Raw genomic sequence first — 13092 nt, 5'->3', positions numbered from 1 at the left:
ACTCCATAAATCCCTCAAGTCAGCTACGCCTGAAGCTATGGATGCCCCTTTGGTAGCTCCATGGGCTACCAGCGTCATCACGAAATGCTATGCAGTATTCCTTTTTCCGAAGAGTGTTCTTTAAGGCTGCTTTGCCAGCCGCGTTGGTTTCCTTGGTTTGGCAGGCTCAGCAATCACCAACCCGTGGAAATGTAGTATCTGCAGCCCCGTCACCGATCTCGCAAAAGCAAGTAAGTCGAGCTCAGGATTGGAATTCTGTCTTGCATGTGGCTCGTCTGGTGGAGCGTAACCAGCGGAGTACAAGTCTAGTGTTGCAGTTAGAGGTGCTTAATAAACCCCAGACCACCTACGCTAATGCGGTGTATCAAGTCTTTGCTAGGACCCGTGGCAGTGACGATTGGCAAGAAATTCATACAAATCGCGGTGCACGGTTAATTCCCGCTAGTAACGGTAAGTTCATCCTGGAATCAGAAGTCATTTCCATTGCTGATCTAGAAGAGGAACTCCGGGATGAACTGGGTGAGAATTTAAGTATCGAAGACGTAGAGCTGGACTGTGTCGTTAGCATTCGCTACGACTTAGTCGGTGGTGGTCGTGACTTGCGCGAAAAGATTACCTATCGACAAAGCTACAGAGAAATCAGTACAACTACGACAACAGCCATTGTCCGTACCTCCACATCAAGTACTGTCACAGCCAGCCGCACTGAATCCACAGAAACTGCAGTCTCTGGCCGCACTTCTAACCGGCCAGCCATCCTAACATCAAGTAGTAATGACGACGATGATGACGATGACGATGGCCAAGAAAGTCGTGATGACGATGATGATGATGGCGATAGTCGCGCTCAACGCCGTCGGCGTAGCTCAAGGTCTCGTACGGAGACCAACAGCAGTCGTTCAACCCGTAGACGTTCAGAAATTCAAAGCCAGGTTACGCGTCGTGTTTGGGAGTCGGTATTACATGTGGCTCGTCAGACGGGCAGCACCCAGCAGAGCCGTAATTTAGTCCTGCAGTTGGAGATCCTGAATAAGCCGCAAACGACCTATGCCAATGTGGTTTATCAGGTGTTTGCTAGAACCCGTGGTGGCCGCTGGCAGGAGATTCATACCAACAGTGGAGCCCGTTTAATTGAGGCGGCTGGTGGTAGATATATTCTGAAATCTGAGGTGATTTCCCTGACTCAGTTGGAACGAGAGCTGCGGGCAGAACTGGGGGATGACCTCAGGCTGGAGGATGTGGAAATTAACTGTGTCGCCAGTATTCGCTATGACCTGGTTGGTGGCGGTCGAGATATTCGGGAAACGTTTTCCTACACGCGCAGCTATACGAGCATTGTGACCACAACGGTTACTGAAATTACTCAAATTGTCGGGTCGTCGACTACGGTCATCGATAATCGTTCGGATGATCATGGCGAATGTCGTCGATGCAATGATGACGACGACGATGACGATGACGACGATGACGATGATGACGACGACGACGATTAAGTTGGATAGTCAACGTTTTTTCTAGCTATCTTAAGCGCCCCCTTCGCGAAGTCGAAGGGGGCAGGTAGTAGTGCTTTGTATGCAGTTTCAGCATCTTCCCCCAATTAGGGATTTTGGTTAAGAGCAAGGATTCAGTCAATAGATATGAAAGCTCATCCTATTTGTTACAGTTCAGAGAAGGATTGGATTACAAAATTTGAGTCGTATGACTGTTGCAACTCAACCACTTACGCTTAAAGCCTTTCTGGAACTGCCAGAAACTAAGCCTGCATCCGAATTTGTTCAGGGCCGTATCTTACAGAAGCCGATGCCCCAGGGTGAGCATAGTCTGTTGCAAAGTACGCTTTGTGAAACGATTAACCAAGTGGCAAGGTCAACCAAGCGGGCAGCCGCATTTCCAGAATTACGCTGCACGTTTGGCGGACGTTCCATTGTGCCCGATATTTCAGTATTTCGTTGGGGCCGCATTCCCCTGACCGAAACTGGGCGGATTGCCAATCGATTTCTAATTTCGCCGGACTGGTCCATTGAAATTTTGTCGCCGGATCAGAGTCAAACCCAGGTGCTCAGTAATTTATTGCACTGTATTGAGCATGGAAGTGAGTTGGGTTGGTTACTTGATCCAGGGGAAGACAGTGTGTTGGTAGTTGATAAGGAGCAACGAATCCGGATTTTGACCAATAAAGCAGATCTACCGGTTTTGGAAGGGCTTGACTTATCCTTAACGGCGCTTGATGTGTTTGGCTGGCTGACGCTGAATTAGATGAAGTGTTGCATAGCGATCTGTTCAGAATGGAGTAGGCACAAAGGTCATACTCCTACTAAGGCTTATTCATCATAGCTGGGATTTTGGGGGCGGAAAAATGCACCCTTGCGTTCTACCCTAGTAGGGGTGATCACCCCGAGAAGATAGAAAATCCCATGACACGCTTAGCGCTGCTCAGTGCATCTGACAAAACAGGAATTGTTGATCTAGCCAAGGTCCTCACCACAGAGTTCGATTTTGATATCATTAGCAGCGGTGGTACTGCTCGCACCCTCACCGAAGCAGGCATCCCCGTCACCAAAGTATCCGACTACACTGGCTTTCCTGAAATCCTTGGTGGACGCGTTAAAACTCTTCAACCTCGCATCCACGGTGGTTTGCTAGCGCGTACCGATAATCCTGATGACCAAAAAGATCTGGCCGATAACGATATTCGTCCGATCGATCTAGTGGTTGTCAACCTGTATCCCTTTGAGCAGACCATTGCTAAGCCCGACGCTAATCTGACAGATGCCATTGAAAACATCGACATCGGTGGCCCCACCATGCTGCGCTCGGCGGCAAAAAACCACGCTTACCTGACTGTTCTCTGCAACCCTGGTCAGTATGAAGGTTATCTCAACGAACTAAGAATTCATAACGGTCAACCTTCTTTAGAATTCCGTGCCCAATGCGCCCGTCAAGTCTTTTGGCATACGGCTACCTATGATCAGGCTATTGCCACGTACCTAACCGAGCAAGCTGGCGATGCCACCAGTGAGCGTTTTGCCCTCAGCGGCACTCAAAAGCAACCCCTCCGCTATGGCGAGAACCCCCACCAACCTGCTGTTTGGTATCAAACCGGCAACCAACCTAGTGGTTGGGCCGCTGCCGAAAAACTCCAGGGTAAAGATCTCAGCTACAACAATCTGGTGGATCTTGAAGCTGCTCGTCGCATCATTGCGGAATTCCCTAGTGAAAATGGTCCTGCGGCGGCTGTGCTCAAGCATACTAACCCTTGTGGTGTCGCTATCGGTGAGTCTATGGCGTCTACCTATAGACGTGCTTTTGAAGCTGATAATGTGTCTGCCTTTGGTGGCATCGTTGCCCTCAATCAGGAAATTGATGTGGAGACGGCTGAGTCGCTGACCCAGACGTTTCTAGAATGTGTGGTGGCCCCCGGTTGTGTGCCAGCAGCTCAAGAAATCCTTGCGAAGAAGAAGAACCTGCGGGTGTTAGTACTGCCAGATTTATTGAGCGGTCCTAGTCAAACGCTTCGTGCGATCGCAGGTGGCTTTTTAATCCAAACCTCTGACGACGTCCAGCAAGATGTGACCCAGTGGAAAATCGTGACTGAGCGTCAGCCCAGCGAAGCTGAACTCACAGAACTGCTATTTGCTTGGCGTGTGGCTAAACACGTGAAATCCAATGCCATTGTAGTGACCAATGAAAGCACTACTGTCGGTATTGGGGCGGGGCAAATGAACCGTGTAGGTGCTGCCAAAATTGCCCTAGAGCAGGCTGCGGAAAAAGCTGAAGGCGCGACATTGGCCAGTGATGGATTTTTCCCCTTTGATGACTCGGTGCGAACGGCTGCTGCTGCTGGCATTAAGGCAATTGTGCAGCCAGGGGGCAGTATTCGTGATGAGGATTCGATTAAAGCAGCTAACGAACTAGGGGTGATTATGGCGTTGACCGGGACGCGGCATTTCTTGCATTAGCCCCCAATGAACAAACCGGAGGGTGGGTAGTACCCATCCTCCGGTCTTATAGCCGGGATATGCCAATAAATTGGCTAATTGCCCTTTAACCACTTTTGGCCCCTAATGCGTTGCAGCACATACAACACCATGAGGTCCAGCGTAACTCGGCGCTCATCGCCCATAAACTGCTCGATGGTGCTGGGTGTCGCACCATTCGTCGCAAAGGAATAAATCTTAGGACCTGTAATGCTTTCCTCTAGGAAGGTGATATTGAACTGACGTGCACCTTTAGCCCAGCAACCAATAACCTGGGGATAGCTATCTTTATCCACACCGATTACGTTAATGGGCTGATTCTCAAAAGAAAGCTGTAAATCGTTAAGCCCCTCTTCTTTTTCGAGGGCCGTCCTAACAGCAGGTACAAAATGCTGCTCGATGAATTCAGCAAACGGTTTGTCTTCTAACTTAGGTGGCTTTGCTTTCTTAGCTTTTGCAGGGGCCTTAGCTGGCGCTTTGTCAGCGGAATTTGCCGCAGGGGCCTTAGGAGTCGACTCGTCTGCCATGCTTTTTGTCTGTTCTGTTAGTTTGCGCTTGGAGCATAGACCACACTCCAAACAAGGTCTTTCCTATATTAATAGAACGCCCCCATAGAAAACAGATTCTAAAAGGAGCGTTCATAGAGTGAAACCTAGGACATCACACCGGCAATAGCAGCACGTACCGTAGCGGCATCAGATTGCTTGCTGACGGGGTCTAGACCGATGGCTTCCAGGTCAGCATCCACCATCAGCTTGACTAGGCCTGAGAAGTCAATAGAAGGCTGCCAACCTAGCGTTTCCTGAGTGTGGGTAGGATCACCGATTAAAATATCGACCTCAGCAGGACGCAGATAGCGAGGGTCGAACTTGACGTAATCATGCCAGTCAAGGTTGACATAGTTGAATGCGATATCTAGAAACTCTTTAATGGTGTGAGTTTCACCAGTTGCTACAACATAGTCTCCAGGCTCATCTTGCTGCAGCATCAGCCACATGGCGCGAACATAATCCTTGGCATAACCCCAGTCTCGCTTGGAGTCTAGGTTACCAAGGTAAAGCTCCTTTTGACGACCCGCGACAATCCGAGCCACGGCGCGGGTGATTTTGCGAGTGACAAATGTCTCGCCACGGCGAGGTGACTCATGGTTGAACAGGATGCCATTGCAGGCAAACATGTTGTATGACTCACGGTAGTTAACGGTTTGCCAGTGGGCATAAACCTTGGCACAGGCATAGGGACTGCGAGGATAGAAGGGCGTAGTTTCCTTCTGGGGAATGTCCTGAACTTTACCGAACATCTCAGAAGAGCCTGCTTGGTAAAAACGTACTTCTGAATCAGTACGCTGCTGATAGTCGCGAATGGCTTCCATCAAACGCAGAGCACCCATGGCGACTGTATCAACGGTATATTCTGGGGAATCAAAACTCACCCGCACGTGAGATTGAGCGCCGAGGTTATAGACTTCGTTAGGCTGAACTTGCTCTAAGATGCGCCGTAACATGGTGCCGTCATTGAGGTCTCCATAGTGGAGAAATAGACGGGCATCATCACTGTGAGGATCGATATAGATATGGTCAATACGGTCTGTATTGAATGTGGAGGTGCGACGAATAATGCCGTGTACCTCATAGCCTTTTTCTAATAGAAGTTCTGCAAGATAAGATCCATCCTGGCCTGTAATTCCAGTAATTAGCGCACGCTTAGTCTGCGTCATATTGTCAGCTTCCTTACTCTATAAAAAAATTGCTAGTAGATAGCCCTAATAACCAAATATTTGGTAATTGAGGAATGCATTCATAGTTGATAGGACTGCTAGGGTTCCAGAGGAGCCGTCGAATGAGCAGACTTTCAAACTATGAAAGCTTAAGATGAGGTACTTTAATGGGCTCAGTATGACAGTTAGCTAAGTTTAGCTATGACTGCCTGCTTAATCAGTGAGTTTAAAGGTACCTTTACGTACTAGGCTGCCCACTTGGGCCTAGTCTGGCAGATATATTGTTATATTGGCATCTGCTGATGGTGGTTGGTCGCCACCTATGTTGATGGTAACCACCACGTTAACTTTAAATATCTGGGTATTAAATCAAGACACTGTGAGGTGTTAGTAAGCGAGGCAAGGAGATTTATGCTCTGCGATCGCGTTCAATATCGTAAATTGCTTTTTCCCAACACCATTGTTCTGAGCGTTCAGGATTTTGCGATCGCACCCGCTGCACTAGTCGAGCTGCCACTGCCTGGTTACCATTAACGAGTCGCATCAATCGCTGGCGTGTTGCCCTAGGAACGCTAGATGGGCCGGTGGGTAAAGACGGTGCGGTAAATCGGATGGGCAATCGATATCCTGTCAACCAACAAAAAACTGCCACCACCAGCACCACAGCGAAGATGAGTGAAAAGATGGACGACATGATCGATTTCCCCCGAGTGTTACCTATCTAGAGATTGATGGACTCAGTCAACAGCGATACCCAAGCAGTCTTAGACTTTTGGTTTGGCTCACCAGTGGGTGAGTATCGCAAGCAGTGGTTTCGTAAAGATCCTGACTTCGATAAACAGATCAAAACGCAGTTTCTAGATCTATATTGGGCCATGGTAGCGTCACCATCTGAACCTTGGTTGAAAATGGCTAAATCAAGCCTAGCCCGAATCATTGTGTTGGATCAGTTTGCCCGCAATATGTTTCGAGATACGCCCCAGAGTTTTGCAGCTGACCCTGAGGCTTTAGCGACTGCTGAAATGGCCATTGACCGGGGGTATGATGCAGCCATGCTGCCCGTAGAGCGTTTTTTCCTCTATTTGCCCTTTGAACATAGTGAGAACTTGGATCATCAGCATCGCTGTGTTGATTACTTTGAGGCCTTGATTCTCGATGCGCCGGACCTTGCCCATGGTTTGGATTATGCCCGACGTCACCGAGATGTCATCGCTCAGTTTGGGCGATTTCCCCATCGTAATCAGACCCTAGACCGTCCGAGTACTGAGGCCGAGTTAGATTTTCTCAAGCGGCCAGGATCTAGGTTTTAGATCAATGGCAGGGGACGTGAATTGAAAATTTCGTGTAGCGGCGTTCCATGGAATGCCGCTACACGAAATTTTGGCCTAAACCGTTATCGGTTTTTCGTAGCCAATTTCAACCGTGGTGTGTACGTTGCCACGGGGTTGAAAATCCCCCTTGATCTTGAACTTCAATGGATCGGCGGCAGCTATAAAGTCATCCATGATCTGGTTAATAGACTCTTCGTGAGAGATGTAGCGATCGCGATAACCATTGATGTAAAGCTTTATGGCTTTTAGTTCTACTACCTTTTCATTGGGCGTGTAGGTGATATGGATAGTTGCGAAGTCCGGATAGCCTGAGAATGGACATTTGCAGGTGAATTCCGGCAGCGTGATATTAACGTCATACTGTCGGCCAGGTCGCGGATTAGGGAACGTGATCAGATGGTTTTCCTCAATTGCCCGTTCGCCATATTTGATTTCTGCTGGAGGGGTAGCTTTAGGAAAGGTGGTGTCAGTCATGGCTGTGAAAGTTCTGAAAAAGAGTTGATGGTTTTGAAGAAGCAGGGTACAACTAGACGAGCAATGAAGTTGGTAATGGATAAACCGTTTCCAGGGGCGTTGATTGACCGCTAACAGGTGTGCTTCATTCCAAGGATTACATAGGTGGATTGATCAGTTTATCCCTGTCTGCCTTGTCTGACTATTTCAAAGAACTTAGAGCAAGTACTTGACGAATGACGTCGACGTTGCTCTAATTTGAACGTCCCGAACGGTCAGCTTCCCACCTGTTTTTAGATTTGCAGCTTGCAAGGCTTTATTTGGCAAACCGCATAGAGCAGCTGACGTGTATTTTTATCGGAGATTTTTGGAACTGCTTATGAATCCTTCCCACAATTCTGACTCAGGGAGAAAACCGATGAGATCAGACTCCAGCTATGCCCCTTCAGTACCCGTGTCGGTATACCGTGAGCTGGCAGCTGAGCTACAGGCCACTAAGGCAATGGTAGATTCATTGAGCGCCCAAAACACACACCTTACGAACCAGAATCATCTGTTGCGGCAGAACATTCATCAGATGGTACAGGTGGCTCTTCAACTGGGGCATTCTGCGGGTGTTGCTCATCCTGCTGAAGTGGAGATGACCTTCTCCTCGCCTCCACCGGCAGAGTTTCCTGTTCAGGCTGCGCCACAGCCCTTACAATCAGTTCCAGAACCTGCGCCTAAACCTCTTAAAAGACCTAAGGCGGCCCTATCTAAAGTTTTTACAGAACAGGCTGGGGAAAATCGTCGTTATACTCTTGAATCGTCAGCTAGCGGTAGTTTGAGTACCCTTTGGCTAATTCTCTCCATTGCCATCATTATTTTCACAGCGTTTGGAGCAGGCTTTTTGATTATGCGTCCGTTGATTAATGACCGTTAGTCAAAAACATCGCTTAGCCCAGGTTCTACTCTAAAATTGACTACGCAGCATATAGGTGACACCGTAACAATTGATACGGTAGTTTACCTGTGTGACCCTTTAAACGTTGATATCGTATGTTGGTCCAATTCTGTTGTTGGGCCGGTGTATGGAGTTTATAAATTCGTATGAAAAAAATAGAAGCCATCATTCGCCCGTTTAAACTTGACGAAGTCAAAATTGCACTTGTAAATGCAGGCGTTGTCGGGATGACAGTGTCTGAAGTTCGTGGGTTTGGTCGTCAGAAAGGTCAAACTGAGCGCTATCGGGGCTCAGAATATACCGTTGAGTTTTTGCAAAAACTCAAGGTGGAAATTGTGGTTGATGATGATCAGGTGGATGCCATTGTTGATCAGGTTATTTCGGCTGCTCGTACTGGTGAAATCGGTGATGGCAAAATTTTTGTTACGCCTGTGAATGAAGTCGTTCGTATTCGTACTGGCGAGAAAGATTCGGAAGCTGTTTAGTGTTCTCTGACAAGCTGTCAATTGACGATTTCCTGGCGAGCTTTGATCGCTTTGGTGTCAACCTTGGGCTATCCCGTATTGAGGTGCTTTTAGAATGTCTGGATAACCCTCAGGAGCGGGTGCCTATCGTTCATGTGGCCGGTACCAATGGCAAAGGTTCAGTCTGCGCCTATGTGGCATCGGTGCTGGCTGAGGCTGGTTATCGAGTAGGCCGCTATACATCGCCCCATTTGTTGACCTGGAACGAGCGTATTTGTATCAATCAGCAGCCGATTACTGATCAGGCGTTGGAGCACCATTTGCATGTGGTCGCTGCGACCATTGATGCAAATTTTTCCACACCGACATCAGAAACACCGACTCAATTTGAGGTTTTTACAGCGGCGGCCTGGTCCTATTTTGCGGCTGAGGCCGTGGATATTGCTGTGATTGAAGTGGGTTTGGGAGGGCGCTTGGATGCTACTAATGTGTGCTCTGAGCCTCTGGTAACGTCTGTTGTTTCTCTTAGTCGTGAGCATTGGCAGCGGCTGGGCCCTACCCTGGCTGATATCGCCAGAGAGAAGGCTGGTATCCTTAAGCAGGGGCGGCCAGTCGTGATGGGGCCTCTGCCTTCTGAGGCTGATGCCGTTGTCCGCCAGCGAGCGTTGGAACTGGGTTGCCCCCTGTACGAGGTAGCGCCTGCTGAATTAATGGCATCAGGGCAGTGGCGTAGTGGCTTAGGTCAGTCGATTGACTATCAGTCAGGGCTGTTGGGTGATCATCAGCGTGTGAATAGTGGAATTGCGATCGCAATTCTCCAGCTACTCCAACAGCAAGGCTGGCAGATCCCCACTACGGCCATCCAGACAGGCATGGCTGCAACTCGTTGGCCGGGACGTTTGCAATGGATGACCTGGCAGGGACAACAACTTTTAATTGACGGTGCCCATAATCCGGCGGCGGCCGCAATGTTGCGTCATTATGTAGATTCTCTTTCCCAGCCTGTTGTCTGGCTGATGGGAATGCTGTCTACTAAGGATCATAAGGATATTTTTGAAGTGTTGTTGCACCCAGGTGACACACTATATATAGTGCCTGTACCAGGTCACCAAACAGCGGATCCAACAGATTTAGCAAAATTAGCTCAAGAAGTTTGTCCAGAGCTGTCCGGTTGTTATACCCACGACACCTTAGCTACTGGGCTGGATGCATTTTCAGCAGCAGATGGTGCGACCAAGGTTTTGTGTGGTTCTTTGTATTTAATTGGTGATTTTCTTGCCCGGTTTGGTACTGGGATGGCATAGGAGGATGGGCATTGCCCACCCTCCTCCGGGGAGTATCTATCGGTTATTCCATTCGTCCGCTGCATCTGAAACGGCCTCATCTACGGTTTTGTCGCCTAGCATGGCAGCCTGTAGGTTGTCATAAATGACCTTCTGCAACTTTTTCGCATCTTCAAGGGCTGGGATCAGCACCTCAGCATCTGCTAACTGGCTGGCACTGACGGCCCTCGCTACTTCTATGGGGGTAGCATCGGCAGGGGCTTGCGTCAAGGTGCCATCAATAGCCGCGGCTGTCGATGGCAGTACATTGGCCGCCTGAGCAAAAGATAGCTGATTGTCATTGTTGGTGACATACATGGCAAACTTTACCGCTGCCTCAGGCACATCGGTGGAGCGAGGGACCACCAGGTTCATAGCAGCCACGTTTTTCTTGCCAGTGGTGCCAGTGATTTGGGGTGCAGTCTGAGTGGCAGCGGCAATGTCGGGCGCGTTATTGGCAATATTGTCTAAGGCTTCTGCACCCGAGGCTAAAAAGACGGTTTCCCCTGCTTGATATAGCTCGATAGCGCGGCGATGGCCCTGGGTCAACACTTCGCGGGGCAACAAATCCTGCTGATAGAGATCGGTCCAATACTGAAAAACGGCTTTACCCTCAGGTGTATTGAAGGCGGCATTACCGGCGTCATCTACCAAGGGGACACCCATTTGGATAAACGACTGCAAAACATCAGCAGCATCTTCAGCCACAAAGCTAATAAAAAAGGCATATTTGCCCGTTGTCTCTTTGATTTGTTTAGCGGCATCCGCCAGTTCTGCATAGGTGCTGGGGGGCTCGTCAATGCCCGCTTGTTCCATCAGGTCAGTGTTGAAAAGGGTGACCCGAGTTGTTAAATACCAGGGAAATCCAAAGCTGCTGCCGTTGAGCGTTGTTGCTTTCCAAATCTTAGGCAGATAAACAGCTTGTTCCTCAGACGTGAGCTGCTCATCCAAGGGGAGCCAAGCATTTCGACTGGCTAACTGAGATGCAAAGTCAGGGTTGAGATTGACGACATCGGGGGCTGTTCCAGCAGAAACTGCAGTCAATATTTTGCTCTGCATGTCAGCCCAGGGCACATCTATCCAAACCACATCTACGTCTGGATTGGCTGTTTCAAAATCGGCAATTAACTGGTCAAAATAGTCGGTGAATTTGGGCTGAAGCTGCATCGTCCAAAATTCCACCTCCTGTTTGCCAGACTGTTCGTTACCTCCACCACAGCCTGCGATCGCAACTAAGACCCCAGCAGCGGCCCACGATGCCATGCGTGCTAAAAAGTGCCGACGTTGAAACAGTTTCATGATGGTTTTCTGTTTATCAAGGAAATTTATTGTTGCGCCTTTAAGGTACGAACAGATCAACCCAATGGGCCGCAGATAACGGCTTGAGGGACAACGCCATGCCAAGGATCCGCAACGACAGAAATTTTTTAGGGAGGTGTTCAGACACTTTAGACCAAGACGGTCTTAAGTGGTGGTTCGACTTCGCTCAGCACCCTGTCAATTTTCTCTAAGTTCGTGTATGTGAACCTTAGCCATGGGTGGCTGAGCAAAGTTGCATGCAGTCACCTAATGGACCCTCACCCGCTCTGCACATTCACAGGCACGGCTGCGGGCTTCCTCCACCGTATCGCCTAGGGCTAAAGCCACTCCCATGCGACGGTTCTTGTAAGCGCGAGGTTTTCCAAACAGCCGGAGCTTACTGGAGGGTACTGTGAGTGCCTCCGCTACCCCGGCAAACGTGGGGCTATTGCTAGGTTCACTGGCCAGAATCACCGCTGAGGCACCGGGACGAATTTGCTCAATGTCGCCAATGGGAAGGCCCGCAATTGCGCGTACATGTAGCTCGAATTCGGACATGTTTTGGCTCACCATGGTGACCATGCCGGTGTCGTGGGGACGGGGACTGACTTCGCTAAAGTAAACGGTCTGTTCTTCGTTAGGGGAACCGGCAATGAACAATTCCACACCAAACAGGCCCACACCACCCAGCGCATCGGTAATCGCTTTAGCTATGTTTTGACATTTGGTGAGGGTTCTGGGGTTCAGGGCACAGGGTTGCCAGGATTCACGATAGTCGCCGTCTTGCTGGCGATGACCAATGGGGGGGCAAAAGTGAGTTGTGGGTTCAGCATGGGGGAGGTCGGGCTGGGACCGAATCGTCAGTAGTGTGATTTCGGTGTCAAACTTTACAAAACCTTCCACAATTACTCGCTGGTCTTTGCCGCGTCCGGCTTCAAAGGCATAGGTCCAGGCGCTGTCAATATCGGCATCCGTTTTGACAAGACTCTGTCCCTTCCCTGAGGAACTCATGACGGGTTTGACGACGCAGGGCAGTCCAATGGTTGCGATCGCATCTCGATAGTCCGATGCCGTTGCTGCAAACTGATAGGGCGATGTGGGTAACGCCAATTCCTCAGCTGCTAATCGCCGAATTCCCTCACGGTCCATGGTCAGACGCGTTGCCAGAGCTGTGGGAATAACTTTCCAGCCCTCTGCCTCTAGCTCAAGTAGTGTTTCCGTTGCAAGCGCTTCGACTTCCGGCACAATCAATGTTGGCTGTTCTTGTGCCACCACATGTTTGAGCGCCTTGCCGTCTAGCATGCTGAGGACATGGCTACGATGGGCCACCTGCATAGCAGGAGCGTTGGCATAGGCATCCACTGCAATCACCTCAATGCCCAAACGCATTGCTTCTAGAGCCACCTCGCGCCCCAGTTCTCCGGAACCCAATAACAGCAGACGGTGTCCGCTACCGGATAGAGGAGTTCCCCAGACATCATCTTCAGGGTGAATTGCCACTTTTGCCATGGTTGTTTGATAAAAATCCAACTTTTTTTTAGAAATCGTGTGATCAATTTAGCCAATTGCGTGTAATATCGCTCGTA

At 49.5% G+C, this 13092-nt stretch carries 13 protein-coding genes; 7 read left to right on the top strand and 6 right to left on the bottom strand.

Translation table 11 applies throughout. The annotated features are described in order from the left end of the window. Positions 1 to 89 precede the first annotated feature (89 nt). From DXZ20_RS12965 to purH, 3 genes are all read left to right on the top strand, one after another. Positions 90 to 1493, top strand: a complete 1404-nt coding sequence (locus tag DXZ20_RS12965; RefSeq protein ID WP_163696627.1) for a hypothetical protein — start codon at positions 90 to 92, stop codon at positions 1491 to 1493. 205 nt (positions 1494 to 1698) lie between these two features. Next, entirely contained in the window at positions 1699 to 2256 is a 558-nt protein-coding gene (locus DXZ20_RS12960; RefSeq protein WP_163698587.1) for a Uma2 family endonuclease, read from the top strand. A 158-nt stretch (positions 2257 to 2414) separates the two neighbouring features. Beyond that, positions 2415 to 3959, top strand: a complete 1545-nt coding sequence (purH, locus tag DXZ20_RS12955; protein WP_163664837.1) for a bifunctional phosphoribosylaminoimidazolecarboxamide formyltransferase/IMP cyclohydrolase — start codon at positions 2415 to 2417, stop codon at positions 3957 to 3959. A 74-nt stretch (positions 3960 to 4033) separates the two neighbouring features. On the opposite strand, the gene DXZ20_RS12950 is transcribed toward purH, so the two are convergent. From DXZ20_RS12950 to DXZ20_RS12940, 3 genes are all read right to left on the bottom strand, one after another. Then, the gene (locus DXZ20_RS12950; protein WP_163664839.1) at positions 4034 to 4504 is read right to left on the bottom strand and encodes a DUF2996 domain-containing protein; all 471 of its coding nucleotides are present in this window, start codon (positions 4502 to 4504) and stop codon (positions 4034 to 4036) included. 125 nt (positions 4505 to 4629) lie between these two features. Further along, a complete protein-coding gene (gmd, locus tag DXZ20_RS12945) occupies positions 4630 to 5694 on the bottom strand; it encodes a GDP-mannose 4,6-dehydratase (protein WP_163664840.1) in 1065 nt (354 codons plus the stop codon). A 409-nt stretch (positions 5695 to 6103) separates the two neighbouring features. Next, on the bottom strand, positions 6104 to 6388 hold the full coding sequence (locus DXZ20_RS12940) for a hypothetical protein (protein ID WP_163664842.1): 285 nt from the start codon (positions 6386 to 6388) through the stop codon (positions 6104 to 6106). A 37-nt stretch (positions 6389 to 6425) separates the two neighbouring features. Here DXZ20_RS12940 and DXZ20_RS12935 point away from each other — a divergent pair, with 37 nt between their 5' ends. Further along, positions 6426 to 7004, top strand: coding sequence for a DUF924 family protein (locus tag DXZ20_RS12935; RefSeq protein ID WP_163664844.1), 579 nt, complete (start codon positions 6426 to 6428; stop codon positions 7002 to 7004). Positions 7005 to 7079: 75 nt separating this feature from the next. On the opposite strand, the gene queF is transcribed toward DXZ20_RS12935, so the two are convergent. Beyond that, the gene (queF, locus tag DXZ20_RS12930) at positions 7080 to 7499 is read right to left on the bottom strand and encodes a preQ(1) synthase (protein ID WP_163664846.1); all 420 of its coding nucleotides are present in this window, start codon (positions 7497 to 7499) and stop codon (positions 7080 to 7082) included. Positions 7500 to 7896: 397 nt separating this feature from the next. On the opposite strand from queF, the gene DXZ20_RS12925 reads away from it, so the two are divergent. From DXZ20_RS12925 to DXZ20_RS12915, 3 genes are all read left to right on the top strand, one after another. Further along, positions 7897 to 8400 carry a hypothetical protein gene (locus tag DXZ20_RS12925; protein ID WP_163664847.1) on the top strand — a complete coding sequence of 168 codons (504 nt, stop codon included), beginning with the start codon at positions 7897 to 7899 and terminating at the stop codon, positions 8398 to 8400. Positions 8401 to 8567: 167 nt separating this feature from the next. Next, entirely contained in the window at positions 8568 to 8906 is a 339-nt protein-coding gene (locus tag DXZ20_RS12920; protein ID WP_006517973.1) for a P-II family nitrogen regulator, read from the top strand. Then, the gene (locus DXZ20_RS12915; RefSeq protein WP_163698585.1) at positions 8906 to 10189 is read left to right on the top strand and encodes a glutamate ligase domain-containing protein; all 1284 of its coding nucleotides are present in this window, start codon (positions 8906 to 8908) and stop codon (positions 10187 to 10189) included. The genes DXZ20_RS12920 and DXZ20_RS12915 overlap by 1 nt, the downstream gene beginning before the upstream one ends. Before the next feature lie 36 nt (positions 10190 to 10225). Here DXZ20_RS12915 and DXZ20_RS12910 read toward each other — a convergent pair whose 3' ends face one another. Continuing rightward, positions 10226 to 11506, bottom strand: a complete 1281-nt coding sequence (locus DXZ20_RS12910) for an ABC transporter substrate-binding protein (protein WP_163698583.1) — start codon at positions 11504 to 11506, stop codon at positions 10226 to 10228. 267 nt (positions 11507 to 11773) lie between these two features. Continuing rightward, entirely contained in the window at positions 11774 to 13015 is a 1242-nt protein-coding gene (purT, locus tag DXZ20_RS12905) for a formate-dependent phosphoribosylglycinamide formyltransferase (protein WP_163698582.1), read from the bottom strand. Positions 13016 to 13092: the final 77 nt, after the last annotated feature.

The sequence above is a fragment of the Adonisia turfae CCMR0081 genome, assembly GCF_011009555.1.
Lineage (GTDB): Bacteria > Cyanobacteriota > Cyanobacteriia > Phormidesmidales > Phormidesmidaceae > Leptothoe > Leptothoe turfae.
Note: the sequence above shows the minus strand (reverse complement) of the source record. Positions and strands in the feature narration are given on the sequence as shown.

Coding starts and splice junctions, on each gene's coding strand:
- queF (WP_163664846.1), bottom strand. CDS start 7,499: ATGACTGACACCACCTTTCCTAAAGCTACCCCTCCAGCAGAAATCAAA.
- DXZ20_RS12925 (WP_163664847.1), top strand. CDS start 7,897: ATGAGATCAGACTCCAGCTATGCCCCTTCAGTACCCGTGTCGGTATAC.
- DXZ20_RS12935 (WP_163664844.1), top strand. CDS start 6,426: ATGGACTCAGTCAACAGCGATACCCAAGCAGTCTTAGACTTTTGGTTT.
- DXZ20_RS12965 (WP_163696627.1), top strand. CDS start 90: ATGCAGTATTCCTTTTTCCGAAGAGTGTTCTTTAAGGCTGCTTTGCCA.
- DXZ20_RS12950 (WP_163664839.1), bottom strand. CDS start 4,504: ATGGCAGACGAGTCGACTCCTAAGGCCCCTGCGGCAAATTCCGCTGAC.
- gmd (WP_163664840.1), bottom strand. CDS start 5,694: ATGACGCAGACTAAGCGTGCGCTAATTACTGGAATTACAGGCCAGGAT.
- DXZ20_RS12910 (WP_163698583.1), bottom strand. CDS start 11,506: ATGAAACTGTTTCAACGTCGGCACTTTTTAGCACGCATGGCATCGTGG.
- DXZ20_RS12940 (WP_163664842.1), bottom strand. CDS start 6,388: ATGTCGTCCATCTTTTCACTCATCTTCGCTGTGGTGCTGGTGGTGGCA.
- DXZ20_RS12920 (WP_006517973.1), top strand. CDS start 8,568: ATGAAAAAAATAGAAGCCATCATTCGCCCGTTTAAACTTGACGAAGTC.
- purH (WP_163664837.1), top strand. CDS start 2,415: ATGACACGCTTAGCGCTGCTCAGTGCATCTGACAAAACAGGAATTGTT.
- purT (WP_163698582.1), bottom strand. CDS start 13,015: ATGGCAAAAGTGGCAATTCACCCTGAAGATGATGTCTGGGGAACTCCT.
- DXZ20_RS12960 (WP_163698587.1), top strand. CDS start 1,699: ATGACTGTTGCAACTCAACCACTTACGCTTAAAGCCTTTCTGGAACTG.